General features: G+C 59.6%; 21 protein-coding genes. 11 read left to right on the top strand and 10 right to left on the bottom strand.

The window, feature by feature from the left end; genetic code table 11:
- Window positions 1-11 precede the first annotated feature (11 nt).
- Window positions 12-1,088, top strand: a complete 1,077-nt coding sequence (locus GXB78_RS14250; protein WP_329515972.1) for a calcium/sodium antiporter — start codon at window positions 12-14, stop codon at window positions 1,086-1,088.
- A complete protein-coding gene (locus GXB78_RS14245) occupies window positions 1,085-1,465 on the top strand; it encodes a carboxymuconolactone decarboxylase family protein (RefSeq protein ID WP_123443389.1) in 381 nt (126 codons plus the stop codon). The genes GXB78_RS14250 and GXB78_RS14245 overlap by 4 nt, the downstream gene beginning before the upstream one ends.
- Window positions 1,466-1,565: 100 nt before the next feature.
- Here the strand turns inward: GXB78_RS14245 and GXB78_RS14240 are convergent, their stop codons facing one another.
- The 5 genes from GXB78_RS14240 to kdgD all read right to left on the bottom strand — a co-directional run bounded on the left by GXB78_RS14240 (window position 1,566) and on the right by kdgD (window position 8,339).
- Window positions 1,566-2,507, bottom strand: a complete 942-nt coding sequence (locus GXB78_RS14240) for an AEC family transporter (protein ID WP_329515831.1) — start codon at window positions 2,505-2,507, stop codon at window positions 1,566-1,568.
- 298 nt (window positions 2,508-2,805) lie between these two features.
- Entirely contained in the window at window positions 2,806-4,359 is a 1,554-nt protein-coding gene (gene garD / locus GXB78_RS14235) for a galactarate dehydratase (protein ID WP_065615781.1), read from the bottom strand.
- An 11-nt stretch (window positions 4,360-4,370) separates the two neighbouring features.
- On the bottom strand, window positions 4,371-5,732 hold the full coding sequence (locus GXB78_RS14230) for an MFS transporter (RefSeq protein WP_329515830.1): 1,362 nt from the start codon (window positions 5,730-5,732) through the stop codon (window positions 4,371-4,373).
- 178 nt (window positions 5,733-5,910) lie between these two features.
- Entirely contained in the window at window positions 5,911-7,356 is a 1,446-nt protein-coding gene (locus GXB78_RS14225) for an aldehyde dehydrogenase family protein (RefSeq protein ID WP_329515829.1), read from the bottom strand.
- A 71-nt stretch (window positions 7,357-7,427) separates the two neighbouring features.
- A complete protein-coding gene (gene kdgD / locus GXB78_RS14220; protein WP_329515828.1) occupies window positions 7,428-8,339 on the bottom strand; it encodes a 5-dehydro-4-deoxyglucarate dehydratase in 912 nt (303 codons plus the stop codon).
- A 298-nt stretch (window positions 8,340-8,637) separates the two neighbouring features.
- Here kdgD and GXB78_RS14215 point away from each other — a divergent pair, with 298 nt between their 5' ends.
- Window positions 8,638-9,018, top strand: coding sequence for a hypothetical protein (locus GXB78_RS14215; protein ID WP_329515827.1), 381 nt, complete (start codon window positions 8,638-8,640; stop codon window positions 9,016-9,018).
- Window positions 9,019-9,208: 190 nt separating this feature from the next.
- On the top strand, window positions 9,209-9,556 hold the full coding sequence (locus GXB78_RS14210; protein WP_329515826.1) for a hypothetical protein: 348 nt from the start codon (window positions 9,209-9,211) through the stop codon (window positions 9,554-9,556).
- Window positions 9,557-9,560: 4 nt separating this feature from the next.
- On the opposite strand, the gene GXB78_RS14205 is transcribed toward GXB78_RS14210, so the two are convergent.
- From GXB78_RS14205 to GXB78_RS14190, 4 genes are all read right to left on the bottom strand, one after another.
- Window positions 9,561-10,307: a FadR/GntR family transcriptional regulator gene (locus GXB78_RS14205; protein ID WP_110603732.1), complete on the bottom strand. Its 747-nt coding sequence runs from the start codon at window positions 10,305-10,307 to the stop codon at window positions 9,561-9,563.
- Window positions 10,308-10,493: 186 nt separating this feature from the next.
- Window positions 10,494-12,221, bottom strand: coding sequence for an ABC transporter ATP-binding protein/permease (locus tag GXB78_RS14200; protein WP_329515825.1), 1,728 nt, complete (start codon window positions 12,219-12,221; stop codon window positions 10,494-10,496).
- A gap of 96 nt (window positions 12,222-12,317) precedes the next feature.
- Window positions 12,318-12,878 (bottom strand): response regulator transcription factor, encoded by a 561-nt coding sequence (locus GXB78_RS14195; RefSeq protein ID WP_003221630.1) that lies wholly within the window; start codon window positions 12,876-12,878, stop codon window positions 12,318-12,320.
- The gene (locus GXB78_RS14190; protein WP_212615312.1) at window positions 12,871-14,133 is read right to left on the bottom strand and encodes an ATP-binding protein; all 1,263 of its coding nucleotides are present in this window, start codon (window positions 14,131-14,133) and stop codon (window positions 12,871-12,873) included. The genes GXB78_RS14195 and GXB78_RS14190 overlap by 8 nt, the downstream gene beginning before the upstream one ends.
- A gap of 402 nt (window positions 14,134-14,535) precedes the next feature.
- Here GXB78_RS14190 and GXB78_RS14185 point away from each other — a divergent pair, with 402 nt between their 5' ends.
- The gene (locus tag GXB78_RS14185) at window positions 14,536-15,252 is read left to right on the top strand and encodes an SIMPL domain-containing protein (protein WP_329515824.1); all 717 of its coding nucleotides are present in this window, start codon (window positions 14,536-14,538) and stop codon (window positions 15,250-15,252) included.
- A gap of 169 nt (window positions 15,253-15,421) precedes the next feature.
- On the opposite strand, the gene GXB78_RS14180 is transcribed toward GXB78_RS14185, so the two are convergent.
- Window positions 15,422-15,784, bottom strand: a complete 363-nt coding sequence (locus tag GXB78_RS14180; protein WP_329515823.1) for a DUF6124 family protein — start codon at window positions 15,782-15,784, stop codon at window positions 15,422-15,424.
- Window positions 15,785-16,974: 1,190 nt separating this feature from the next.
- Here GXB78_RS14180 and GXB78_RS14175 point away from each other — a divergent pair.
- From GXB78_RS14175 to GXB78_RS14150, 6 genes are all read left to right on the top strand, one after another.
- On the top strand, window positions 16,975-18,576 hold the full coding sequence (locus tag GXB78_RS14175; protein WP_329515822.1) for an ABC transporter substrate-binding protein: 1,602 nt from the start codon (window positions 16,975-16,977) through the stop codon (window positions 18,574-18,576).
- A gap of 260 nt (window positions 18,577-18,836) precedes the next feature.
- The gene (locus tag GXB78_RS14170) at window positions 18,837-20,462 is read left to right on the top strand and encodes an ABC transporter substrate-binding protein (RefSeq protein WP_042608790.1); all 1,626 of its coding nucleotides are present in this window, start codon (window positions 18,837-18,839) and stop codon (window positions 20,460-20,462) included.
- Window positions 20,463-20,763: 301 nt separating this feature from the next.
- Entirely contained in the window at window positions 20,764-22,362 is a 1,599-nt protein-coding gene (locus GXB78_RS14165; RefSeq protein ID WP_329515821.1) for an ABC transporter substrate-binding protein, read from the top strand.
- Between the two features lie 175 nt (window positions 22,363-22,537).
- A complete protein-coding gene (locus tag GXB78_RS14160) occupies window positions 22,538-23,959 on the top strand; it encodes an OprD family porin (protein ID WP_329515820.1) in 1,422 nt (473 codons plus the stop codon).
- A 77-nt stretch (window positions 23,960-24,036) separates the two neighbouring features.
- Complete coding sequence (locus GXB78_RS14155; RefSeq protein ID WP_329515819.1) at window positions 24,037-25,632, top strand: ABC transporter substrate-binding protein; 1,596 nt, start codon at window positions 24,037-24,039, stop codon at window positions 25,630-25,632.
- A gap of 73 nt (window positions 25,633-25,705) precedes the next feature.
- Window positions 25,706-26,716, top strand: a complete 1,011-nt coding sequence (locus GXB78_RS14150) for an ABC transporter permease subunit (RefSeq protein ID WP_016771720.1) — start codon at window positions 25,706-25,708, stop codon at window positions 26,714-26,716.

The raw sequence follows: 26,716 nt of genomic DNA, 5'->3' as shown, positions 1-26,716 counted from the left end.
GACTAGCCGATCTGCCGCTGATCAACGTCATCGAACTGTTTAGCGGCCTGTGTCTTTTGATCATCGGCGCCGAGCTGATGGTGCGCGCCGCCGTGCGTCTGGCCGAGCGTCTGCATGTGCGTCCGCTGATCATCGGCCTGACCATCGTCGCCCTCGGCAGCAGCGCGCCACAGATGGCCGTCAGCTTGCAAGCGACGCTGACGAACAACCCGGACATCGCCGTCGGCAGCGTGGTCGGCAGCGGCATCTTCAACATTCTGGTGACCCTCGGCCTGTCGGCGCTGATCATCCCGCTGCGCGTTTCGCGACAATTGGTACGCCTGGATATCCCGCTGATGATCGGCGCCGGCCTGCTGGTATTCGTCCTCGCCTGGAACAAAGAACTCGGGCGTTTCGACGGCGTCCTGCTGCTCGGGGCCTTGGCGCTGTATCTCGGCTTGCTGTTTCGCCAGTCGCGACACTCGACCCGCCCTCATTCCGAACGACTGCAGGATACCCGGCAATCCTGGCTGATCAGTGTGCTGATGATTGTCGCTGGCCTGGCCATGCTGGTGTTCGCCGGCCGCTTGCTGCTCGGCGCCGCCGTGGTCGTGGCCACCGATCTTGGCCTGTCGGAACGGGTCATCGGCCTGACCGTGGTCGCGGTCGGCACCTCGCTGCCGGAACTGGCAACTTCGCTGATCGCCGCGTTGCGCGGGCAGCGCGACATTGCCGTGGGCAACGTGATCGGCGCCAACCTGTTCAACCTGCTCGGTGTGCTGGGGCTGACCGCGTTGCTCGCACCGGCGCCGCTTTCGGTTTCGCCCAACGCGCTGGATTTCGACTTGCCGGTGATGCTCGGCGTCGCTGCGTTGTGTCTGCCGGTGTTCTATTCCGGCTATCGCGTGACCCGGGCCGAAGGCTTGCTGCTGCTGGGTTTGTATCTGGTCTACGGGCTGCACGTGGTGTCGTTCACCACCGGCATGCCGCTGGCCGGCAAACTCGAGCGCTTGATGCTGTTTTATGTCCTGCCGGCGCTGCTGACGTTTCTGCTGTTCACGTCGATCCGCGCCTGGCGTCGCCAACACCACAAGAGAGATGTGCCATGAGCGAGTCGAAGCAGTCCGGGGTTGAAATCCGTCGTCAGGTCATGGGCGATGCCTTCGTCGATCGCGCACTGGGCAATGCCACCGAATTCACCCAGCCGCTGCAGGATTTCGTCAATGAACACGCGTGGGGCGGGGTGTGGAATCGCGAAGGTCTGTCGCTGAAAACCCGCAGCCTGATTACCCTCGCCGCGCTGACCGCGTTGAAGTGCCCGCAGGAATTGAAGGGCCACGTACGCGGCGCGCTGAACAATGGCTGCACAGTGGAGGAGATTCGCGAGGCGCTGCTGCATTGCGCGGTGTATGCCGGCGTGCCGGCGGCGATCGATGCGTTTCGCGCAGCGCAGGAAGTGATCGATAGCTATCAGAAACCGCAGTGACCACCTTCGCGAGCAGGCTCGCTCCCACATTTGCAATGCGTTTCCCTGTGGGAGCGAGCCTGCTCGCGAAGAGGCCCTGCCAGACACCGCACATCCTTGATCAGATCCACCCACCCCACTGCAACACAAAGATCCCGACATTGGTGGTAATCGCCGCCATCAACGTGGTCATCACGATAATCGCCGCTGCCAGCTCATGATTGCCCTGCGCTGCCCGGGCCATGACGAAACTCGCCGCTGCCGTCGGGCTGCCGAAGTAGAGAAACAGAATCCCCAGCTCCGCCCCGCGAAAGCCCCACAACCACGCGCCCACGGTTGCCAGTAACGGCAGACCGACCATCTTCACCAGACTGGAGCTGAGCGCCATCTTGCCGCTCTTGCGTAACGCCGCCAGTGACAGCGTGCCGCCGATACAAATCAGCGCCAGCGGCAAAGTGGTCTGCGCCAGATACTGGCCGGAGGTTTCCAGCCAGCCCGGCAGGCCGATCTTGAAATAGGCGAACGGCGCCGCCGCAATCACGCTGATGATCAGCGGGTTGCTGAACACGCTTTTGCAGATGCTCCACGGATCGGACTTGATCACCGGGCTGTACACCGCCAGCACGATGGTCGAGAGCGTGTTGTAGAACAGGATCACCAGCGCCGCGAGAATTGCGCCGAGGGAAATCCCGTAATCGCCGTACATGCTCGCGGCGAGCGCGAGGCCGATCACGCCGTTGTTGCCGCGAAACGCGCCCTGGGTGTAGATGCCGCGATCTTCCCGCGGACACTTGAAAATCGCCCAGCCCCAGGCCACGGCGAAACTCACCAGGGTGGCGAGGGAAAAGTAGATGAGCAGCGAAGGCTGCAATGCCGCATGCAGGTCAGCGTGGAGGATGCCGAGAAACAGCAGCGCCGGCATGGTCACGTTGAACACCAGCGACGAGGCGGTATGGATGAAGTTGTCGTTGATCCAGTCGATGCGCTTGAGCAGCACACCGAGAAACAGCATGGCAAACACCGGCGCGGTGATGTTCAGGGTTTCAAGAAAGATTGCCAGCATGCCGGATAGCCTTGGGTGAGCGTCGATAGGGGGCTAATGATAAGCCACTTGCGGCGCTATGGCCTCAATCCAAAAGCCGAAAGCTGAAAGGCAAAAGCCCCTCACCCTAACCCTCTCCCGGAGGGAGAGGGGACTGACCGAGATGTCTTGCGTCATACATCGACCTGAAAGACCGAGTCGACTATGGATTCTGTAAAGCCATTTCAGGTCGGTGTGCTTCGCGAATATTCCCGGGTCGGCCCCCTCTCCCTCCGGGAGAGGGCTGGGGTGAGGGGGGTTTTGATCTTCCCGGCACCAATCAGGTAATCGGCGCCGGGTTGAACAAGGTGATGTCGTTATGCAGCTTGTGCTTCTCCGCCCAGGTCTGTTGCTTGCCACTGGCAACATCCAGGTAATAGTGAAACAGCTCCCAGCCCAGCTCCTCGATGGTCGCGCGCCCGGTAGCAATGCGTCCGGCATCGATGTCGATCAGATCCGGCCAGCGCTGCGCCAGTTCAGTCCGCGTCGACACCTTGACCACCGGCGCCATGGCCAGCCCGTAAGGCGTGCCGCGGCCAGTGGTGAACACGTGCAGGTTCATCCCTGCCGCCAGTTGCAAGGTGCCACAGACAAAATCACTCGCCGGCGTCGCGCAGAAAATCAGGCCCTTCTGCTTGAAGCGCTCGCCCGGGCCGAGCACGCCGTTGATCGCGCTGCTGCCCGACTTGACGATCGAGCCCAGGGACTTCTCGACAATGTTCGACAACCCGCCCTTCTTGTTGCCAGGCGTGGTGTTGGCGCTGCGATCGGCTTCGCCCTTGGCCAGGTAACGGTCGTACCAGTCCATCTCGCGCACCAATTCTTCGGCGACGGTCTGTGTCTGCGCGCGAGAGGTCAGCAGGTAGATCGCATCGCGCACTTCGGTGACTTCGGAAAACATCACCGTCGCCCCCGCACGCAATAGCAAGTCCGAGGCATAACCCAGCGCCGGGTTGGCGGTGATGCCGGAGAAGGCGTCGCTGCCGCCGCACTGCATACCGAGAATCAGCTCGGAGGCCGGCACGGTTTCACGGCGGCGCTGGTCGAGCTTCTTCAAGCGGACTTCAGCCAGCTCCATGATCTGCTCGATCATTTCGGTAAAGCCGTGACTGGAATCCTGCAAGCGGTACAGCCACGGATCGCTCAGATCCACCGAAGCATCATCCTCGTGCATCACCTGCCCGGCCTGCAATTTCTCGCAGCCCAGACTGATCACCAGCGCCTCGCCGCCCAGGTTCGGGTTGCGCGCCAGATTGCGCACGGTACGAATCGGGATGTAGGCGTCGGTGGCAGTGATTGCCACGCCGCAGCCGTAACTGTGAGTCAGCGCCACCACGTCATCGACGTGCGGGTACTTCGGCAGCAGCTCTTCCTTGATGCGCTTGACCGCGTGATCGAGCACACCGGTGACGCACTGCACGGTGGTAGTGATGCCGAGAATGTTGCGCGTGCCGACGGTGCCGTCGGCGTTGCGATAACCCTCGAAGGTGAAGCCTTCCAGCGGTGCCTGCGCGGCCGGCACGTCGGTGGACAGCGGCAGGCTGTCCAGCGGCGGCGCGGTCGGCATGCGCAGTTGATCTTCCTTGACCCAACTGCCACGACGGATCGGCTGCAATGCATAGCCAATGATCTGCCCGTAACGAATCACCGGGCCGCCCTCGGGAATATCCTCCAGGGTGACCTTGTGGCTCTGCGGGACGAAATCCACGGTGACCAGGCCATCGGCAAACTCGGTACCGGCCGGTACGCCCTGATCATTGACCACCACTACAACGTTGTCCCGCTCGTGCAGGCGGATGTAGCGCGGCGAGTCGGAATGTTCAATCAACTGCATGACGCCGCTCCTCAGGAATGCGCTTGAGACAAATTGCCGGTGACTTCATCGCCACCCTTGGCTGGCGGCTCTTTCAAAACCACACGCTTGATCGGGCCGACGATGACCAGATAGCTGAACACCGCGACCAGTGCGTTGGCGCCGACAAACACCAGCGCCCATTTGAACGAACCGGTGGAGCTGATGATGTAGCCAATCACGATCGGCGTGGTGATCGAAGCGATGTTGCCGAAGGTGTTGAACAGGCCACCGCTCAGACCGGCGATCTGTTTCGGCGAGGTGTCGGAAACCACCGCCCAGCCCAGTGCGCCAACGCCTTTGCCGAAGAATGCCAAAGCCATGAAGCCGACCACCATCCACTCCACATCAACATAGTTGCACGCAACGATGCTGCTCGATACCAAGAGACCAGCGATGATCGGCGCCTTGCGGGCGAAGGTCAGCGAGTGGCCCTTGCGCAGCAGGTAGTCGGAAATCACCCCGCCGAGCACGCCGCCGATAAAGCCGCAGATGGCCGGCAACGAAGCGATGAAACCGGCCTTGAGAATGGTCATGCCACGCTCTTGCACCAGATACACCGGGAACCAGGTCAGGAAGAAATAGGTGATGCCGTTGATGCAGTACTGGCCCAGATACACGCCGAGCATCATGCGGTTGGTCAGCAGCTGACGGATGTAATCCCACTTCGGACCGTCGGACTTCTTGCCCTTCTGATCCATGTCGACCATGCCGCCGTTGTCAGCGATGTGCTTGAACTCGGCCTCGTTGACGCGTGGGTGCTCGCGCGGGCTGTAGATGACTTTCAGCCACACCAGCGAGAACACGATGCCGAGGATACCCATGACGATGAACACGTGCTCCCAGCCGAAGCTGTAGACGATCCAGCCCATCAGCGGCGCGAACAACACGGTGGCAAAGTACTGCGCCGAGTTGAAGATCGCCGAAGCGGTACCGCGTTCAGCGGTCGGGAACCACGCGGCGACGATGCGCGCGTTGCCGGGGAACGATGGCGCTTCGGCCAGGCCCACGAGGAAACGCAGCATGAACAGCGCAACCACTGCCGTGGACATGCCGAATTCACCGACGAAGCCTTGCAGCACGGTGAACAGCGACCAGGTGAAAATGCTCAGGGCATAGACTTTTTTCGAGCCGAAGCGATCGAGCAGCCAGCCACCGGGAATTTGCCCGGCGACATAGGCCCAACCGAATGCGGAAAAGATGTAGCCGAGGGTAACGGCGTCAATGCCCAGATCCTTTTGCAGGCTGGAGCCGGCAATGGCGATCGTGGCACGGTCGGCGTAGTTGATCGTGGTCACCAGAAACAGCATGAGCAGGATCAAATAGCGGACGTGAGTCGGCTTGGAGGATTGCATGCAGATGTACTCCCACTGATTATTTTTATGCGGGGTGAAGCTTCTTTGGTCTTGCATTTATTCCCTGTAGGAGCTGCCGAAGGCTCGGGCCGCGATCGGACGATCTTTTGATCCTGTTTTTAAGATCAAGATCAAAAGATCGCAGCCTTCGGCAGCTCCTACAGGGGTATTGCGTGTATCAGGAGCCTACGTAGGCGGTTTTCACCACGGTGTAGAACTCTTGCGCATAGCGGCCTTGCTCGCGGGAGCCGTAGGACGAGCCTTTACGACCACCGAACGGTACGTGGTAATCCACACCGGCGGTCGGCAGGTTGACCATCACCATCCCGGCCTGGGAGTGGCGCTTGAAGTGGTTGGCGTACTTCAGCGAGGTGGTGGCGATGCCGGCCGACAAGCCGAATTCGGTGTCGTTGGCCATTGCCAGCGCGGCTTCGTAATCGGCCACACGAACAATGTTGGCCACCGGGCCGAAGATCTCTTCGCGGCTGATACGCATCGACGCTTCACTGTCGGCGAACAGCGTTGGCGCGAGGAAATAGCCCTCGGTGTCGCAGGTCACCACACCACCACCGCTGACCAGACGTGCACCTTCGGACTGGCCGATATCGATGTACTTCATGTCCTGTTCAAGCTGCGCCTGGGAGACCACCGGACCGATGTCAGTGCCGGCTTTCAGCGCGTGGCCGACCTTGATCGACTTCATGCGCTCGGCCATGGCTTCGACGAACTTGTCGTGAATGCCGGCGGTGACGATCAGACGGCTCGACGCTGTGCAACGCTGACCGGTGGAGTAGAACGCACTCTGCACCGACAGCTCGACCGCTTGCTTGAGGTCGGCGTCATCGAGAATGATCTGCGGGTTCTTGCCGCCCATTTCCAGCTGCACTTTGGCCTGGCGCGAAACGCAGTTCACTGCGATCTGACGACCAACACCTACCGAACCGGTGAAGCTGATGCCGTCGACTTTCGGGCTGTTGACCAGCGCCTCGCCAACCACGCGACCGCTGCCCATCACCAGGTTGAACACACCGGCCGGGAAGCCTGCGCGGGAAATGATTTCCGCCAGCGCCCAGGCGCAGCCCGGAACCAGATCGGCAGGCTTGAGCACGACGCAGTTGCCGTAGGCCAGGGCCGGAGCAATCTTCCACGCCGGGATGGCGATCGGGAAGTTCCACGGGGTGATCAGACCGACCACGCCCAGCGCTTCGCGAGTGACTTCAACGTTGACGCCCGGGCGTACCGACGGCACGTAGTCGCCGGACAGACGCAGGCATTCGCCAGCGAAGAATTTGAAAATGTTGCCGGCGCGGGTCACTTCACCGATCGCTTCCGGCAGGGTCTTGCCTTCTTCACGGGCCAGCAGCGTGCCGAGCTCTTCGCGACGGGCGAGGATCTCGGTGCCGATCTTATCCAGCGAATCGTGACGAGCCTGGATGCCCGAAGTGGAATACGCCGGGAAAGCAGCGCGGGCGGCGTCGATGGCGGCGTTGACCTGAGTCAGGTCGGCCTTGGCGTAGTCGCCGATGGTGTCGCTGAGTTCCGACGGGTTGATGTTGGCCGAGTAATCGGCACCGGCGACCCATTCGCCATTGATGTAGTTGTCGTAGCGTTTTGCAGTTGTCACAGGGCAGCCCTCAACTCTAAAAGCCTTCACGCAAAAAGCCGCTGATTGCTCAGCGGCTTCGCTTCTCTGGTTTATTGCGCGCCTTGCTTGTCGATCAGCGCGGCGAGCGTTTCGTACTCTTCGCCGGTCAGATCGGTCAGCGGCGCGCGCACCGGACCTGCGTCATAGCCGGCGATTTTTGCACCTGCCTTGACGATGCTCACGGCGTAACCGGCCTTGCGATTACGGATGTCCAGGTACGGCAGGAAGAAGTCGTCGATGATCTTGCCGACGGTGGCGTGATCTTCGCGAGCGATCGCGTGGTAGAAGTCCATCGCGGTTTTCGGGATGAAGTTGAACACCGCCGAGGAGTACACCGGCACGCCCAGCGCCTTGTAGGCAGCGGCGTAGACTTCAGCGGTCGGCAGACCACCCAGGTAGCTGAAGCGATCACCGAGGCGGCGACGGATCGACACCATCAACTCGATATCGCCCAGACCGTCCTTGTAGCCGATCAGGTTCGGGCAGCGCTCGGCCAGACGTTCCAGCAGCGGCGCGGTGAGGCGGCAGACGTTACGGTTGTAGACGACCACGCCGATCTTCACCGATTTGCACACGGCTTCAACGTGGGCGGCAACACCGTCCTGGCTCGCTTCGGTCAGGTAGTGCGGCAGCAGCAACAGGCCTTTGGCGCCCAGACGCTCGGCTTCCTGAGCGTATTCGATGGCCTGGCGGGTCGAGCCACCGACGCCGGCGAGGATCGGCACGCTGGTGGCGCAGGTGTCGACGGCAGTCTTGATGATTTCCGAGTATTCGCTGGCGGCCAGGGAGAAGAACTCACCGGTGCCGCCGGCGGCGAACAGAGCCGAAGCGCCATACGGAGCCAGCCATTCCAGGCGTTTGATGTAGCCCGCGCGGTTGAAATCGCCTTGCGCGTTGAAATCGGTCACCGGGAAAGACAGCAGGCCGGCAGAGAGGATGGACTTCAGTTCTTGTGGATTCATTATTCGAACACCCTGGTAGCAACGTTTTATTGTGAGTGGACCGTTCAGCCTTCGCCGAAGTTGTAGGTCATCGTACAACTTAAAAGATAACCGTCAACTGCATTTCATCGTTGGCAGCGCTTTTTTGTCCGACAACATCGCTTTTTGCGCTTGCTGAAATCGCTGGAAGGCCCGTGCTTGAAGCATTTGCTGGCGGAAATATCTGGTCTGGATTCGTTTAATTCCTCAGGGACCAGCGGCTCGTAAAGTACGTCGACTGCCACGAAGGATCGTGGCGGACCACTCAAAGGAAGCCGTTATGTCGATGCATTTTGCCGCCCCCACCCTCTCCCACGTCGCGCCTGCACAGGACGACTGCGTCACCCTTAAGCTTTCGCAACTGCCGGATATCCTTACCGTGCAGGTTCCGGATTCCAGCGATTTCGCAGCGAACTGGAGCGTTTACGCGATCCTCGGCAGCGATGCCGAGGATCCTGAATGGGAAGGCGATGAGGTGGACACTGGCGCCTGGGACGACGCCGAGGATGAAATGGAGAAGCTGTTCGATATCGAAGTGCAACTGCCGAAAGAAGCGCTGCAACCGTATCTGAACCGCGAGGTGGAGCTGAGGTACAAGTTTCGGGATGAGTCGAGTATGGAGCCGTATTCGCGGGCGTTGAGGATGCGAATTGAACCCTGATCCTCTCGACGCGTCTGCTCGTGCACCGCTCAGGCAATCCAGCGACAGGTCAACCGTTCGTCCGTACTGGTATTTCTTACAGGTGTCAGCCGTTCGATTCTTGCCCCTAATGATCACGTAGGTGGTGAGTCCCCTACACGATGCCGTGATTCGAGTCATGGCTTAATCATTCTGAAAAAGGAATTTAGAGATGGCTTTAACCAAATCAAAAAAAAAATCTTACGACCCTACATTTAGAGAGGCTTATCGCACTGGGCAGGGCAGTCTAACCCTTGACACTACCAAGCTCGAAGGCCCTGCCCACGGCATCGTGCCCTGGAATCCTGCATACAAGGTTGGCGATAAGATCACTTTTGAGCTGTTTCAAATAACCCCTTGGATTTCCTCGATCTTTGTGACTGAAGAAAATCATGGAAAGGAATTCGTCTTTCCGATTGAGAAAGAAAAGTTCGACTTCACGCTCTCGAGATTCTGGTGCGCCGTAAATGATGCTCCCTTCCCGGCCCCCCCAATAAATTTGTACGTAATCCTGGAATAATGAGCTAACCCTGCGCCTGCGCCTCTTCATGGGCCTGGCGCAGTCTTTCGCGGCTGTTGGTCAGGTGCAACCGCATCGCTGCGCGGGCAGCATCGGAATCCTGACGGGCAATCGCGTCGTAGATTTCTTCGTGCTCGCGGCTCAGGCGGCTCATGTAGTGCTGTTGATCATCGTGAGCCAGACGCGCCGAGTTCAGCCGCGTACGCGGGATGATGCTGGTGCCCAGGTGGGTCATGATGTCGGTGAAGTAGCGGTTGCCGGTGGACAGGGCGATTTCCAGGTGGAAAGCGAAGTCTGACGACACCGCATCGCTGGCATGCGAGGCGCTTTCGTTCAGGGCGTCGAGGGCGGCGCGCATGGTTGCCAGTTGCTCGGGGCTGCGGCGTTGCGCGGCGAGGCCGGCGGATTCGACTTCGAGGCTGATGCGCAATTCGAGAATCGCCAGTACGTCACGCAGGGTGACGACAGTGGCCGGATCGATGCGGAAACCGCTCGGGCTCGGCGTATCGAGAACAAAGGTGCCAATGCCGTGGCGGGTTTCCACCTGGCCGGCGGCCTGCAGACGGGAAATTGCCTCGCGGACCACGGTGCGGCTGACACCATGGGCTTCCATGATCGCCGACTCGGTGGGCAACTTGTCGCCACGCTTGAGCAGGCCATCGCGGATCTGCTCGCTCAACACCGTCACCAATTCCTGGGCGAGGCTGCGGCGCTTGCGGGGGAGGCGCGGGGTGTCGATCAGCTTTTCCATGATTTGTATCTTGTCTCGAAAGTTCGGCTTGGCGCCATCATAGCTCAAGCGGGTTGTACGATCACCGGGCAGATCACATTGCCCCACTGTGGGAGCGAGCCTGCTCGCGAAAGCGGTGGTTCAGACGACAGATTCGTCGACCGATATGACCCCTTCGCGAGCAGGCTCGCTCCCACAGATGGTTGTTCAGACGGTTATGGCCTGTTCGACCAGACGCCCGCTGTCGATCCTGACATGCCGCGGATGGAATCGTTTCAAACTGCTTCGGTGACCGACGCTGACAATGCTCAACCCCGGAATCTCATCGATCAGCGCCTGATACAACGTCGCTTCGTCTTCTTCATCCATCGCCGAAGTGGCTTCGTCCATGTACAGCCATTGCGGTGCATAAAGGAGTGCGCGGGCGAACGCCAGGCGTTGCTGCTCGCCCGGCGAAAGCATGCGCTGCCAGTGATTGGCCTCATCCAGACGTCCAACCAGGTGCGGCAAGCGACAGGTTTCCAGCACCTGTGCATAACGCTCTGGCGCGTAGGCGTCGCCGGGTTGTGGATAACTCAGCGCTTCACGCAATGTGCCGATCGGCAGATAAGGCTTCTGCGGCAGGAACAGATAACGCGCTGCCGGCAACCGAATATTGCCGTGCCCCGCTGGCCACAAATGGCCCATCGCCCGCAGCAATGTGGACTTGCCGCTGCCGGAACGGCCGCTGAGCATCACTCGCTCGCCTGCTTCTACGGTCATGTCGGCGCTGGTCAGCAAATGCCGACCATCGGCCAGATCCAGGCCGAGGCCATGTACCTGCAATTCGCTGCCCTGGTTCTGCACGTCGATAGCGGGCACCCGCTCCTCGTTGTTGCTCATGGCATTGCGGAAACTCAGCAGACGATCGCAAGTGGCGCGCCACTCGGCCAGATCCTGGTAAGCGCTGATGAACCAACTGAAGTTCTCCTGCACATTGCCGAACGCCGAGTTGATCTGCATCAGCTCGCCAAGCTCGATCTTGCCGCTGAAATACCGTGGGGCTGCAACGATGAACGGAAAAATAATCGCGATCTGGCCATAGCCCGAAGTGAAGAATGTCAGACGCTTGGACACCCGCATGATGTCCCAGAAGTTGTGCCAGACCAGCCCGAATCGATTGCTCAAGCGGCGGTTTTCGTTCGGTTCGCCGTTGTACAAGGCGATGCTTTCGGCATTCTCGCGCACCCGCACCATCGAGAAACGCAGGTCGGCTTCAAAACGCTGCTGGTTGTTGTTCAAACCGATCAGGCGTCTACCGATCAAGTGCGTCAGCCAACTACCGACCGCCGCATACACCAGTGCACACCAGAACATGTAGCCGGGAACAGTGAAACCGAACACCTCGATGCTCCCGGAGACGCCCCACAGGATGATCGAAAACGACACCAGACTGACGACCGTACGGATCAACCCCAAGCCCAGCGCCAGGGTGTTCGCGGTGAATTTATTAAGGTCTTCGGAAATGCGCTGGTCGGGGTTATCGGTATAACCGCCCTGCTCCAGTTGGTAGTAATTCTTGTGTTCCAGCCAACGGGTGAAGTGTTTTTCGGTCAGCCACGCCCGCCAGCGAATGGTCAGCATCTGCGTCAGATACTGCCGGTAAACAGCAGCGAGAATCGCCACGGCGGCGATACCACAGAAGTACAGAATCAACTGCCAGAACGCCGCCTCATCCTTTTTCTGCAAGGCGTTGTAGAAGTCCTTGTACCAACTGTTCAGCCACACCGCGATCCATACGCTGAACAGCGTCAGCGCGATTACGGCAATCAGCAACGTCCAGGCCTTGCCCTTCTCTTCGCTGCGCCAGTAAGGCGTGGTCATCGCCCAGACTTTGCGAAAAAACTGCCCGCGCACAGCATCGTTGACCGCGGAATATTCAGCGTTCTGATTCATGGATAAGGCTCGATTGAAAATAGAACAGACACGCGCCGATCATAGATGATCGGCGCGATTTATCGCGAGGGCTGGCGATAGTCGTTCAGCGCAGGTTCAGCGACGCACCGGACGCTTCTGCAGTTTGCGCTGCAGGGTGCGGCGGTGCATGCCCAGTGCGCGGGCCGTGGCGGAGATGTTGCCTTCGTGCTCGGTGAGCACGCGCTGGATGTGTTCCCATTGCAGGCGGTCGACCGACATCGGGTTTTCCGGCACCAGACTGTCGAGGTCGGCGTGCTCGGACAGCAACGCGGCCAGCACGTCGTCGGCATCGGCGGGTTTGCACAGGTAGTTGCAGGCGCCGCGCTTGATCGCCTCGACCGCGGTGGCAATGCTCGAATAACCGGTGAGGATCACCACGCGCATTTCCGGGTCCAGCTCCAGCAGCTTGGGCAGCAGCACCAGCCCGGAGTCGCCGTCCATTTTCAGGTCCAGCGCAGCGTAATCAGGCAGATCGGCCTGGGCGATGGTCAGGCCTTCTTCAGCGGAGCCGGCAGTGCTGACGCGAAAGCCGCGGCGGGCCATGGCGCGGGCCATGACGCGGGTGAAGGTCGCGTCGTCGTCGACCAGCAGCAGATGCGGCAGTTCTTCGCCTTCGACTTGGATTTCGTCACTCATGTTGGTCTCCTCGGGCGCCGTGGGGCAGGCGCAGCTCGGTGAGCGTGCCGCCTTCCTCATGACTATAGAGTTTCACTGAGCCGCCGGCGCGTGTCACGCTGGCCTTGCTCAAAAACAGGCCCAGGCCGAAACCTTTGCCCTTGGTGGTAAAAAACGGTTTGCCGATCTGCTCGGCGATGGCTAGCGGCACTCCGGCGCCGTGGTCGCGAATGCTGATGGTCAGGGTTTCCGCATCCCAGTCCAACGTGACCTGGAGATTTTCCGGGCAGGCATCCGCGGCATTGTTCAGCAAATTAAGCAGCGCCTGAGTCAGATCCGGCGGCGGCGCCATGCGCGGCACGGCGCCCTGACCGAGACGCTGGAAGCGATAACTGGCCTCCGGGCGCATCAGGTGCCAGCGGTTCAGCGCTTCGTCGAGCCAGTCGGTGACGTCCTGCATCTCCACCGCCAGACGCCGATTGGCCTCGGCAGCGCGGACCAGTTGCTGCAAGGTCTCCTTGCACAACTTGACCTGATCCTGCAGCACTTTCAGGTCGTCCTGCAGCAGTGCATCGGGATGATCCTGCTGCATTTCCTTGAGCAATACGCTCATGGTCGCCAGCGGCGTACCCAGCTCATGCGCCGCACCGGCAGCCTGGGTCGCAACGGCCAGCAACTGCTGATCGCGCAGACCTTCTTCACGACGAATCGCCCGCAGCTCTTCCTGCCGGCGCAGCTCTTCAGCCATGCGTGCGGCGAAGAACGTAATCACCGCAGCAGCCAGGGCGAAGCTCAGCCACATGCCGTAGATCTGCAGGTTTTCACGGGCGACCGGCAGGGTTTCCAGCGGATAGAAACGCGTCAGCATCACCGTGTACAGCGCCAGCGCGATGCCCGAGAGAATCACCGAATAACGCCACGGCAGCGTCACCGCCGCAATCGTCAGCGGCACCAGATAATAAGAAACGAACGGATTGGTCGAGCCGCCGGAGAAATACAGCAGCGCACTGTGGATCACCAGATCGCAGGCCAGTTGCAGCGCGTATTCAAGCTCGGTCACCGGCCACGACGTGCGCAGGCGCACGGCGGTGAACACGCAGAGCAGAATCGAACAGCCCAGGGTCATCGCCAGTTGCACCCAAGGCAACGGCAACAATTGCAGCCAGTAGGCCAGGCCCACGGACCCGGCCTGCGCGGCCAGCACCAGGGTGCGGATGAAAGTCAGCCGCCAGAGATTCTGGCGAGTGGCGGAAGTCAGTTGTACGGGGGCGAGCATGAGCTCTCCTGATGAGCGCTCCAGGCGGATCGCACGGAGTATAACCAAGGCGCGGGCGTGAGAGGCGAAAGTGCGGCAAACGACCACATGGCGCTGCCCGTAAATTCAAACGAGGCGATTTTTTGTTGCGGCATATCACCTGTGGCGAGGGAGCTTGCTCCCGCTGGCCTGCGAAGCAGGCCCGAACCCGGCTACCGTGATCTTTCTGAAACAGCGCTGCTGCTGATTTTACGACTGCTGCGCAGCCGAGCGGGAGCAAGCTCCCTCGCCACAAAGGCACTGCCGCCCCACCAGGCCGATCTGTATAGAAGTTGTAACTGGGCGAACCGGATCATAGAAGTTAGAGTCTGATTGTTCACGCAGGCCGAGCCCCAACACCTGCGCCTCATTCAAGGAGCTTTCATGCACACATTTCGCCGCAGCGCCGCCCTCCTCGCCCTGACCGTCGGCAGCGTCGCCAGCCTTCCGGCGCTGGCCGCCGATGAGCTGCACTACAACCAGATTTCCCTGCGCGCCGAAGTCAGCCAGGAAGTCGCCCGCGACCAGATGATCGTGACGCTCTACACCGAAGAGCAGAACACCGACCCGGCCAAACTCGCCGCCGCCATCAGCACCACCATGAACAAGGCCACCGCCCAGGCCAAACAGGTCAAGGACATCACCCTGCGCACCGGCAGCCGCAACAGCTACCCGATCTACGACACCAAAGGCCAGAAGATCACCGGCTGGCGTGAACGCGCCGAACTGCGCCTGGAAAGCACCGACTTCGCCGCCCTGTCCAAACTCACCGGCGAACTGCTGACCGACCTTAAAATGGGCGGTATGGACTTCGCCATCGCCGACCCGACCCGCAAGGCCAGCGAAGACCAGTTGCTCAAGGAAGCCGTTACCGCCTTCAAAAACCGCGCGCAACTGGCCACCGACGCCCTGGGCGGCAAGGGTTACAAAATCGTCAATCTGAACCTCAACAGCAACGGTTACCCACAACCGTACCTGCGCGCGCCGATGATGATGAAAGCCGCCGCCATGGATTCCGCTCCGGTGACCCCGGAAGTCGAAGCCGGCACCAGCCAGGTCAGCATGACCGCTGATGGCTCGATTGAAGTGTTGATGCAGTGATTTGAGCTTGGCTCAATGAAGGACCGCCGATCAGTGAATGATCGGCGGTTTTTTTGTGCCCGGGATTTGTGGTGAATATTCCACCGCCTTCGCGAGCAGGCTCGCTCCCACAGGTTGAACACATTTGAATGTGGGAGCGAGCCTGCTCGCGAAGAACGATGACGCGGTCTCAAGCGTGCGGATCAACCCGATCCAGCGCCCGATTCACCGCCAGCTCCGCCAGCATGATGATCTGTTGAATGGCCAGCGCCGTATTGCGCTGCGGCCGACCGAGCTGATCAGCGAAATCGCTGGCCAGCGTATTGGCTGATGCGAGGGATTCGCAGGCGTGGGCGAGCAGGCTTTCGGTGTCGATGTCGGGCTGGATCAGAAACATCGTGCTCGGTGGATGCGGTTTGCTGGGTGCCGGGCAGAGGTAGAAATCGAGGGCACGTTTTATGGCTTCGCGGTTTTTTGCCAGATCGTCGGCGCGCAGCGCCGCTTCGAGGGGGGTTGGGATTTCTTCGGGTGGGTCGGGGACTGGCTTGGTCATGCGCTTCACCTATGAGGTTGAGCCATCTCGATGCCGTTTCTCACACGGCGAAGAGGTGGCAGCTTTGTGCGGGGTGAGAAAACCGGTCATAGGCACCCGGCCGGACATACGTCCGCCCGCACAGAGCCGCCATAACGCACTTTGCAGGCAGCAGACTTGCTGGCGGCAATTATGCGGATCTGGGCACTGAATGACTATGAATGTCGGGTTCTCACACCCGATCGCTGAACAACCAGCGACGACCCAGACTAGAGAGCAGACGTCCGACGGACAACCTGAAAACCTTGTGGGAAGGTTCGGGTTATTTGGCATCGGATTTAAACAGCCAAAAGCAAACCCTCACCCTAGCCCTCTCCCAGAGGGAGAGGGGACTGACCGAGGTGATTGCGAGCGCTACGCCGACGTGGAATACCGAGCTGAATGCAAATATGCAGAAAGTCAAAACCCCCTCACCCTAGCCCTCTCCCAGAGGGAGAGGGGACTGACCGAGGTGATTGCGAGCGCTACGCCGACGTGGAATACCGAGCTGAATGCAAATATGCAGAAAGTCAAAAGCCCCTCACCCTAGCCCTCTCCCGGAGGGAGAGGGGACTGACCGAGGTGATTGCGAGAGCTACGCCGACGTGCAATACCGCGTTGAAATCCGGCCTTGAAAAGCCCAAAAATCGGCCCCCTCTCCCTCGGGAGAGGGCTGGGGTGAGGGGCAAACCCACCACAAAACCAAAGCCGAACAACCGCTCCTCACCACTCAATAGGCCGAGTGTCAGCTCGCCTGCTTTTGATCTTGATCTTGATCCACGGGCGACGTCGGAAGGCTGAGCGGAGGGATTGATCCGGGGATGGGAGCGCAGCGACCGTCTGGCGCAGCCAGACACAGCGGAAGGAGGTGCAGCGAAGCAAACCGGAGCCGCTGCGCCCGGATCAGTCCCGGAGCGAAGGGACCCCGAGCCCCAGCGAGTGGGCCGAACGTAGGAGCTAGCGTTTTTTGCTTACTTTTTTAGGCGCTTGTAAAAAAGTAAGTCGCCGTCAGGCGAAACCGCCAGCCGCAGCACCCGAAGCAACGGATATGCACCCAAAACACAGCCACATATACCGAGATAGACACTCCCACGAGAAAAACGATATTTCCGGACGCCCCCGAATCCCCGCTAATCTCAATCCACCACCACCGCCAATTCCCCGGGGACTCCATGCCAAGATCCACCCTCAAACCGCTCTTGATCTCCCTGGCCCTTGCCGCCACCGCACCGATCGCCAACGCCGCCACAACCCTCGTCTACTGCTCCGAAGCCAGCCCCGCCGGCTTCGACCCAAGCCAATACACCAGCGGCACCGACTTCGACGCCTCCGCCGAAACCGTCTTCAACCGCCTCACCCAATTCCAGCGCGGCGGCACCGACATTGAACCTGGCCTGGCGACAAAATGGGACGTCTCCAGCGACGGCCTGCACTACACCTTCCACCTGCGCGAAGGCGTGAAATTCCACACCACCGACTACTTCACCCCGACCCGCGACTTCAATGCCGACGACGTCCTGTTCACCTTCCAGCGCCTGCTCGACCCGGACAATGCCTTCCGCAAGGCCTACCCCGCCGAATCCCCGTACTTCACCGACATGGGCCTGAACACCACGATCCAATCGGTGGAAAAACTCGACGACCACACCGTGCGCTTCAACCTCAACAACGTTGACGCAGCCTTCGTACAGAACCTCGCCATGAGCTTCGCCTCGGTGCAGTCGGCCGAATATGCCGCACAACTGTTGAAGGACGGCAAAGCCGCCGACCTCAACCAGAAACCGATCGGCACCGGCCCGTTCGTGTTCACACGCTATCAAAAGGATTCGCAGATCCGCTACGCGGCGAACAAGGCCTACTGGAAACCCGAAGACGTGAAAATCGACAACCTGATTTTCTCGATCACACCCGATGCCGCCGTGCGCCTGCAGAAGCTCAAGGCCGGCGAATGCCAGGTCAGTGGCTACCCGCGCCCGGCCGATATCGAGGTGATGGAAAAAGACCCGAACCTGCGCGTGCTTAAACAGGCCGGATTCAATCTCGGCTTCCTCGCCTACAACACCACCCACGCGCCACTTGATCAGCTCAAGGTCCGTCAGGCGCTGGACATGGCCATCGACAAGCCGGCGATCATCAAGGCGGTTTACCAGGGCGCCGGTCAGTTGGCCCAGAACGCTTTGCCACCCGCGCAATGGTCATTCGACCCGAACATCAAAGACGCGCCTTACGACCCGGCCAAGGCCAAGGCGCTACTCAAGGAGGCCGGAGTTGCACCCGGTACAACCATCAACCTCTGGGCGATGACAGTGCAGCGCGCCTCGAACCCGAACGCACGAATGTCGGCGCAGATGATCCAGCAGGATTGGGACAGGATCGGCATCAAGGCCAACATCGTCAGCTACGAATGGGGCGAGTACATCAAGCGCGCCAAGAACGGCGAACATGACGCGATGATCTATGGCTGGACCGGCGACAACGGCGACCCGGACAACTGGCTGGGCGTGCTTTACAGCTGCGCGGCCGTCAAAGGCAGCAACTATGCGAAATGGTGCGACCCCGCCTACGACAAACTGGTGCAGCAGGCCAAAGTGGCCACGGATAAAGCGCAACGGGTAAAACTGTATCAACAGGCGCAACTGATCCTTAAACAGCAGGTGCCGATCACGCCGATCGCCAACTCCACGGTGTTCCAACCGCTGCGCAAGGAAGTCAGCGACTTCCGTATCAGCCCTTTCGGTCTAACCCCCTTCTACGGTGTAGGTATAAATAAGTAACACCCGGCCCCAGAGCGGCGCGCAGAAGGTGACCGGCGCACCGTTTCGGGGCTGCATTTGCACCTTAAAAACCACCCGCAAACGGTCAAATGCGTCAAAAGTTACACAGATGCGACATTAAGGTACGTTCGTGCCACCGTTTAAGGCCGCCGACCGCTCTGGATCTTGCATTGGGTATGGGCCCTGCATAAGTATCCGCAGGCACGACTCACGAGGTCGTACCTCACTACTAAAAAATGACAACAAATCATGAGGCCAACATGCTTAAACACGCGGTCATTCCGTTTCTAGTCGGCGCAGGCTTGTTAGCCTCCGCACCTTTCGCCACCGCTGCGACTAACCTGGTGTTCTGCTCCGAAGGGAGCCCGGCCGGTTTTGATCCAGGCCAGTACACCACCGGAACCGACTTCGACGCCTCAGCCGAAACCATGTTCAACCGTCTGACCCAGTTCGAGCGCGGCGGCACCGCCGTGATTCCTGGTCTGGCGACCAAGTGGGACATTTCCGATGATGGCCTGACTTACACCTTCCACCTGCGCGAAGGCGTCAAGTTCCACACCACCCCGTATTTCAAGCCGACTCGTGAATTCAACGCCGACGACGTGCTGTTTACGTTCAACCGCATGATCAACAAGGACGACCCGTTCCGTAAGGCGTACCCGACCGAATTCCCGTACTTCACCGACATGGGGATGGACACCAACATCACCAAGATCGATAAAGTCGACGACCACACCGTCAAGTTCACCCTGAAAGAAGTCGACGCCGCGTTCATCCAGAACCTGGCCATGAGCTTCGCTTCGGTACAGTCCGCCGAATACGCCGCCCAGCTGCTCAAGGATGGCAAAGCCGCCGACATCAACCAGAAGCCGATCGGCACTGGCCCGTTCGTGTTCAAGAGCTATCAGAAAGACTCGAACATCCGTTACACCGGCAACAAGGATTACTGGAAGCCTGAAGACGTGAAGATCGACAACCTGATCTTCGCCATCACCACCGACCCGTCGGTGCGTATCCAGAAGCTGAAAAAGAACGAGTGCCAGGTCACCCTGTTCCCGCGTCCGGCCGATCTGAAGGCGCTGAAAGAAGACAAGTCGCTGAAGATGCCGGATCAGGCCGGCTTCAACCTGGGCTACATCGCCTACAACGTGATGGATAAGGTCAAGGGCAGCAACGAGGCCAACCCGCTGGCTGACCTGCGCGTGCGTCAGGCGCTGGACATGGCCGTGAACAAGCCGCAGATCATCGATTCGGTTTACCAGGGCGCTGGCCAACTGGCCGTCAACGCCATGCCGCCGACCCAGTGGTCCTACGACACCACCATCAAAGACACCAAGTACGATCCTGAGAAAGCCAAGCAGCTGCTCAAGGAAGCCGGCGTCAAGGAAGGTACCGAAATCGTCCTGTGGGCGATGCCGGTTCAGCGTCCGTACAACCCGAACGCCAAACTGATGGCTGAAATGCTCCAGTCCGACTGGGCCAAGATCGGCTTGAAAGTGAAGATCACCAGCTACGAGTGGGGCGAGTACATCAAGCGCTCCAAAGGTGGTGAGAACCAAGCCATGATCATTGGCTGGAGCGGTGACAATGGTGATCCGGACAACTGGCTCAACGTGCTGTTCGGCTGCGACTCGCTGAGTGGCAACAACTTCTCCAAATGGTGCGACAAGAAATTCGACGGTCTGGTGAAGGAAGCCAAACGTACCACCGACCAGGGCAAGCGCACCGAGCTGTACAAACAGGCGCAACACGTCCTCAAAGATGCAGTCCCAATGACACCTATCGCTCACTCGACGGTGTATCAACCCATGCGCGCCAACGTGCAGGATTTCAAGATCAGCCCATTTGGCCTGAATTCCTTCTACGGCGTCAGCGTCAGCAAGTAAGACATTGCAGCGGCGGCGTTTCTGACGTCGCCGTTGCTTTATCTTCCGGGAAAAAAGGAAAAGGCCTACACCCAAATCCGCCGCAGATGATTGCTTCGGTATAGGTGCGTCGACTTTTCCTACGAGCATTAAGGCAATTACGTATTTACTGCCAGAAGCACGGTGCCTACCGTCGCGTACTGACCAGTGTCTGCGTGGGCCACCGGTTTTGCCGTACGTATTGGATTGAGCTCAATGCGACCAGAAAGTCCCGGGATCGGGACCCAGGCGCATTGCACAACACTAAAAAAGAGGGAGCGTCATGCGCCATACCTTGGTTTTTTCCGCACTGTTGGGCGCCGGCCTGTTGGCCGCCACGTCTGCAAGCTACGCCGCCAGCGATAGCCTGGTGTTCTGCTCGGAAGGCAGCCCGGCGGGTTTCGATACCGCGCAATACACGACGGCCACCGACAACGACGCCGCCGAGCCGCTGTACAACCGCCTGGTCGAGTTCGAAAAAGGCGCGACCAATGTCGTACCGGGCCTGGCGACCCAATGGGACATTTCCGAAGATGGCCTGAAATACACCTTTCACCTGCGTGAAGGCGTGAAATTTCATACAACCCCTTACTTCAAGCCGAGCCGCGATTTCAACGCTGACGATGTCGTGTTCACGTTCAATCGCATGCTTGATGCGCAACAGCCGTTTCGCAAGGCCTATCCCACCGAGTTTCCGTACTTCAACGGGATGAGCCTGAACAAGAACATCGCCAAGGTCGAGAAGACCGGGCCGCTGACCGTGGAGTTCACGCTCAACAGCGTCGATGCCGCGTTCATCCAGAACATCGCCATGAGCTTCGCCTCGATTCTGTCCGCCGAATACGCCGACAAGCTGCTGGCCGACGGCAAGCCGAGCGATATCAACCAGAAGCCGATCGGCACCGGGCCGTTCGTATTCAAGAGCTACCAGAAAGACTCGAACATCCGCTATACCGGTAACCCGCAGTACTGGGATCCGAGCCGGGTCAAGCTGAAGAACCTGATTTTCGCGATCAACACCGACGCCTCGGTCCGCGTGCAGAAACTCAAGGCCAACGAGTGCCAGATCACCCTGCACCCGCGCCCTGCCGACGTCGAAGCGCTGAAAACCGATCCGAAGCTGCAGCTGATTACCAAGCCAGGCTTCAACCTCGGCTACATCGCCTACAACGTGCGCCATAAGCCGTTCGATCAACTGGAAGTGCGTCAGGCGCTGGACATGGCGGTGAATAAACAGGGGATTCTGAACGCTGTTTATCAAGGTGCCGGCCAACTGGCCGTAAACGCCATGCCACCGACGCAGTGGTCTTACGACGACACCATCAAGGACGCCGCCTACAACCCGGAAAAAGCCAAAGAGCTGCTCAAGGCTGCCGGCGTCAAAGAAGGCACCGAGATCACCCTGTGGGCAATGCCGGTGCAGCGTCCGTACAACCCGAACGCCAAGCTGATGGCCGAAATGCTCCAGTCCGACTGGGCCAAGATCGGTCTGAAAGTGAAGATCGTCAGCTACGAATGGGGCGAGTACATCAAGCGCACCAAGAACGGCGAGCATGACATCAGCCTGATCGGCTGGACCGGTGACAACGGTGACCCGGACAACTGGCTGGGCACGCTGTACAGCTGCGACGCCATCGGCGGCAACAACTATTCCATGTGGTGCGATCCGGCTTACGACAAGCTGATCAAACAGGCCAAGGTCGTCACCGACCGCGACCAGCGCACCGAGCTTTATAAACAGGCCCAGCAATTGCTTAAACAGCAAGTGCCGATCACGCCTGTCGCCCACTCGACGGTCAACCAGCCGTTAAGCACAAGAGTCGAAGGGTTCAAAGTCAGCCCGTTCGGCCGCAACGTGTTCTCGGGTGTCAGTATCGATTAAACCCACCGATTAGCCGCAATGCTGAGGGGAGCCGTCTACTCCCCTCACGCAAGCGCTTTGCCGAAATTCGCCAATCCGGCCTTTTGCAAACGTTTGCGATGTGTGAACGAGTTCTAAACCAATAACCGGACTACCAAAAAAAGCCGGATAAAAAGAAAGTAAAGGAGCTTCACCCATGAAACTGAGCAGCACCGCGATACTGGCCCTGGCCATCAGCAGCATCACCGCTACGGCGTACGCCGAACCTGCAAGTCAGGAATTCGTCCCTACCACATTGGCCGGCAGCAGCGCCCAAAGCGAGGCCAAAGGCTTTATCGATGGACAAAGCCTGGGCGGTACAACCCGTAACTGGTATGCCAACGAATTGCGTCGTCGCGACGACCGTTTCAGCTACGTGAAAAACAGCGACAAGAACACCACGCCTACCGTTCGCACTCCGACGCCACGCCGGATCAACTGGGTGCAAGGCACCATCGTCAACTACACCTCGGGCTTCACCCAAGGCACCGTGGGCGTGAGCACCGAAGTCGCCGCTTATAACGCCATTGTGCTGGATCGTGATCGCAAGGACATTGCTGGCGGCTCCAACCGGACCCTGGCGGATTCCGACGGCGACGCTGTCGACCAATGGAGCAAGCTGGGTCTGGCCAACGTCAAGCTTCGTGTTTCCAACACCACATTGACCGCAGGTCGCCAGAACTTCAGCACGCCGATTGTCGATGTCATCGGCAACCGTCCGCTGCCTTCGAGCTTTGAAGGTATTACCCTGCACAGCGAAGAGTTCAACAACCTGTCGTTCGACGCGGGTGGCTTCGACCGCGTTTCCCCTCGTACCGAACAAAGCCTGTCGAAATTTCGCACCGAGTATTCCGCCACCGGCGTCGAGACAGACAAGGTTTACGTTGCCGGCGTCAACTACCAACCGTTCAAGAGTCTGAAAACCAGCTTTTACGGCTCCAACGTCGAAGACTTCTGGAATCAGTACTACTTCGGCGCCACCCACGAGTTGGGCGACAGCCAAGTGTTGAGCCTGACCACCGGTCTGAACTACTACAAGACTGTCGACGAAGGCAAAAAGTTGATGGGCAACATCGACAACGATACATACTCGCTGTCGCTGGGTCTGGCCCACCAGGCCCACAGCCTGACCTTCTCGTATCAGCAAGTGAACGGTAACGAGTACTTCGACTATCTGCACGAAACCAACGGCATCTACCTGGCAAACTCCCTGCTGTCGGACTTCAACGGCCCGAACGAGAAGTCCTTCCAGATCGCCTATGGCATCAACATGGCCGAATACGGCGTGCCAGGCCTGAAATTCAATATCTACCAGGCACGCGGTTGGGGCATCGACGGTACTCACTACCGCGGCACCGCCTACACTGATCCGGGCGCCAAGCGCGGCGACCTGAGCCTGATGGATGGCGAGTCCCACTACGAGTACGGTGTCGGTGCGTCCTACGCCGTGCAGAGCGGCCCGCTCAAAGCCACTGCAATTCGCGCGACCTATACCACTCACCGCGCCAGCGAGCATCAGGCTGACGGCAACATCAATGAGTTCCGCCTCGTAACCACCATCCCGTTCAACATTCTGTAAAAACGCCAACCGACGGCTGACTCATGATGAGTCGGCCGTTCGGTTTTCTGTCTTCAACCGATTGCAGAGGGTTATCGATGAAAATGCTTCCCCTACGTGCAGCCATCGCGGCTGCGTTGCTGAGTGTCGCTGTCGGCGCCTCGGCCAAACCCTTGGTGGTCTGCACCGAAGCCAGCCCGGAAGGCTTCGATATGGTCCAGTACACAACTGCAGTCACGGCGGACGCTGTGGCCGAAACCATCTTCAACCGCCTGGCCGATTTCAAGCCCGGCACCACTGAAGTGATTCCGGCACTTGCCGAGTCCTGGGACATCAGCGAAGACGGCCTGACCTACACGTTCCACCTGCGCAAAGGCGTCAAGTTTCACACCACCGAATATTTCAAGCCGACCCGCGACATGAATGCCGACGACGTGGTCTGGAGCTTCCAGCGGCAGCTGGACCCGAATCACCCGTGGCACAAACTGTCGAGCGTGGGCTTCCCGTACTTTGAAAGCATGGGCTTCAAGGAATTGCTGAAAAGCGTAGAAAAAGTCGACGACAACACGGTCAAGTTCACCCTGACCCGCCGCGAAGCGCCGTTCCTCGCCGACCTCGCCATGGCGTTCTCGTCGATCTACCCGGCCGAATACGCCGACCAGTTGCTCAAGGCCAACAAGGCCGGCGATCTGAACAACAAGCCGATCGGCACCGGCCCGTTCATCTTCCAGCGCTACGCCAAGGATGCCCAGGTACGCTTCAAGGCCAACCCGGATTATTTCCGTGGCAAGCCACCGGCCGACGCGTTGATCCTGGCAATCGCCACCGACAACAACGTCCGCCTGCAGAAGCTCAAGGCCAACGAATGCCAGGTCGCCTTGTATCCGAAACCGGATGACATTCCGAGCATCAAGAAAGACAGCAACCTGAAAGTCGACGAGCTCGACGCGATGACCGTTTCGTACATCGCCATGAACACCCAGCACAAGTACATGAGCGATGTGCGCGTGCGCAAAGCCATCGACATCGCTTTCGACAAGGAAGCCTACGTCAACGCGCTGTTCGGCAAGGGCAACGCTTCGGTGGCGGTCAACCCGTATCCGCCGACCCTGCTCGGCTACAACCATGACCTGAAGAACCCGCCACGCGATCTCGATGCAGCGCGCAAGCTGCTCAAGGAAGCCGGGGTTCCGGAAGGCACCACGTTTACCCTGTTCACCCGCAACGGCGGTGGTCCGACCAACCCCAATCCGATGCTCGGCGCACAAATGATGCAGGCTGACCTGGCGAAAGTCGGGATCAAGATCGACATCCGCGTGATGGAATGGGGCGAGATGCTCAAGCGCGCCAAGGCCGGCGAGCATGACATGGTCTCGGCCGGATGGGCGGGCGACAACGGCGACCCGGATAACTTCCTGACGCCTATGCTCAGTTGCGAGGCCGCCAAGAACGGCGAAAACTACGCACGCTGGTGCAACGAAAAATTCCAGGCACTGCTGGATGAAGCAAGGGCTAAAGTAGATCCGGCCGAACGCGCCGCGCTCTACGAACAGGCTCAAGTGCTGTTTAATCAGGACCAGCCATGGATCAGCATGGCCCATACTCGGATGTTCACTGCAATGCGCAAAAATGTAGAGGGCTACCACATCAGCCCTCTCACCACTAATAACTTCGCCACCACCCAGGTGAAGTAGATAAGAAACGCCCGGCGTCCCTGACCTGAGGGACGCCGGACACGCCTAACCGGCTGATGAGGTACCACACAAGATGTTTAGTTTTATTGCCCGCCGACTGGGGTTATTGATCCCCACGTTTTTCGGCATCACCTTGCTGACTTTCGCGTTGATTCGCATGATTCCGGGCGACCCCGTGGAAGTGATGATGGGCGAACGTCGGGTCGACCCCGAAATGCACGCTCAGGCAATGGAACGCCTGGGGCTGAACAAGCCGCTGTATGCCCAGTATCTGGACTACATCGGCAAACTGGCCCAGGGCGATCTCGGTGAGTCGTTGCGTACCCGTGAAAGTGTGTGGACCGAGTTCACCTCTCTTTTCCCGGCGACCCTGGAACTGTCCATGGCCGCCCTGCTGTTCGCTGGCATCCTCGGGCTTCTGGCCGGGGTGATCGCGGCACTCAAACGAGGATCGCTGTTCGACCATGGGGTGATGGGCATCTCCCTCGCGGGCTATTCGATGCCGATCTTCTGGTGGGGCCTGATCCTGATCATGTTCTTCTCGGTGAGCCTGGGCTGGACCCCGGTTTCCGGGCGCATCGACCTGCTGTATGACATCGAGCCGAAAACCGGCTTCATGCTGATCGACACGCTGCTGGCCGATGACGTCGGCGCGTTCTTCGACGCCCTGCATCACCTGATCCTACCGGCCATCGTCCTTGGCACCATTCCGCTGGCGGTGATCGCGCGGATGACCCGTTCGTCGATGCTCGAAGTGCTGCGCGAAGACTACATCCGCACCGCCAAGGCCAAAGGCCTGTCGCCGTCGCGCGTGGTGTTCGTGCATGGTCTGCGCAACGCGCTGATTCCGGTGCTGACCGTGGTCGGCCTGCAGGTCGGCACGCTGCTGGCCGGTGCGGTCCTGACCGAAACCATCTTCTCCTGGCCCGGCATCGGCAAATGGCTGATCGAAGCCATCGGCGCCCGGGACTATCCGGTGGTGCAGAACGGCATCCTGTTAATCGCCTGCCTGGTGATTCTGGTCAACTTCGTGGTGGACATCCTCTACGGTTTTGCCAACCCACGCATCCGTCATCAGCGCTGA

This window comes from Pseudomonas moraviensis subsp. stanleyae (genome assembly GCF_036283065.1).
GTDB lineage: Bacteria > Pseudomonadota > Gammaproteobacteria > Pseudomonadales > Pseudomonadaceae > Aquipseudomonas > Aquipseudomonas stanleyae.
The sequence above is the reverse complement of the archived record's forward strand: the minus strand, read 5'-3'. Positions and strand labels throughout refer to the sequence as shown.

What these genes read in the sequence shown, in the direction of transcription:
- GXB78_RS14155 (WP_329515819.1), top strand. Translation starts at nt 24,037, where the DNA reads ATGAAAATGCTTCCCCTACGTGCAGCCATCGCGGCTGCGTTGCTGAGT.
- GXB78_RS14150 (WP_016771720.1), top strand. Translation starts at nt 25,706, where the DNA reads ATGTTTAGTTTTATTGCCCGCCGACTGGGGTTATTGATCCCCACGTTT.
- GXB78_RS14160 (WP_329515820.1), top strand. Translation starts at nt 22,538, where the DNA reads ATGAAACTGAGCAGCACCGCGATACTGGCCCTGGCCATCAGCAGCATC.
- kdgD (WP_329515828.1), bottom strand. Translation starts at nt 8,339, where the DNA reads ATGAATCCACAAGAACTGAAGTCCATCCTCTCTGCCGGCCTGCTGTCT.
- GXB78_RS14240 (WP_329515831.1), bottom strand. Translation starts at nt 2,507, where the DNA reads ATGCTGGCAATCTTTCTTGAAACCCTGAACATCACCGCGCCGGTGTTT.
- garD (WP_065615781.1), bottom strand. Translation starts at nt 4,359, where the DNA reads ATGCAGTTGATTGAACATTCCGACTCGCCGCGCTACATCCGCCTGCAC.
- GXB78_RS14180 (WP_329515823.1), bottom strand. Translation starts at nt 15,784, where the DNA reads ATGACCAAGCCAGTCCCCGACCCACCCGAAGAAATCCCAACCCCCCTC.
- GXB78_RS14190 (WP_212615312.1), bottom strand. Translation starts at nt 14,133, where the DNA reads ATGCTCGCCCCCGTACAACTGACTTCCGCCACTCGCCAGAATCTCTGG.
- GXB78_RS14170 (WP_042608790.1), top strand. Translation starts at nt 18,837, where the DNA reads ATGCTTAAACACGCGGTCATTCCGTTTCTAGTCGGCGCAGGCTTGTTA.
- GXB78_RS14195 (WP_003221630.1), bottom strand. Translation starts at nt 12,878, where the DNA reads ATGAGTGACGAAATCCAAGTCGAAGGCGAAGAACTGCCGCATCTGCTG.
- GXB78_RS14205 (WP_110603732.1), bottom strand. Translation starts at nt 10,307, where the DNA reads ATGGAAAAGCTGATCGACACCCCGCGCCTCCCCCGCAAGCGCCGCAGC.
- GXB78_RS14245 (WP_123443389.1), top strand. Translation starts at nt 1,085, where the DNA reads ATGAGCGAGTCGAAGCAGTCCGGGGTTGAAATCCGTCGTCAGGTCATG.
- GXB78_RS14185 (WP_329515824.1), top strand. Translation starts at nt 14,536, where the DNA reads ATGCACACATTTCGCCGCAGCGCCGCCCTCCTCGCCCTGACCGTCGGC.
- GXB78_RS14165 (WP_329515821.1), top strand. Translation starts at nt 20,764, where the DNA reads ATGCGCCATACCTTGGTTTTTTCCGCACTGTTGGGCGCCGGCCTGTTG.
- GXB78_RS14200 (WP_329515825.1), bottom strand. Translation starts at nt 12,221, where the DNA reads ATGAATCAGAACGCTGAATATTCCGCGGTCAACGATGCTGTGCGCGGG.
- GXB78_RS14215 (WP_329515827.1), top strand. Translation starts at nt 8,638, where the DNA reads ATGTCGATGCATTTTGCCGCCCCCACCCTCTCCCACGTCGCGCCTGCA.
- GXB78_RS14210 (WP_329515826.1), top strand. Translation starts at nt 9,209, where the DNA reads ATGGCTTTAACCAAATCAAAAAAAAAATCTTACGACCCTACATTTAGA.
- GXB78_RS14175 (WP_329515822.1), top strand. Translation starts at nt 16,975, where the DNA reads ATGCCAAGATCCACCCTCAAACCGCTCTTGATCTCCCTGGCCCTTGCC.
- GXB78_RS14230 (WP_329515830.1), bottom strand. Translation starts at nt 5,732, where the DNA reads ATGCAATCCTCCAAGCCGACTCACGTCCGCTATTTGATCCTGCTCATG.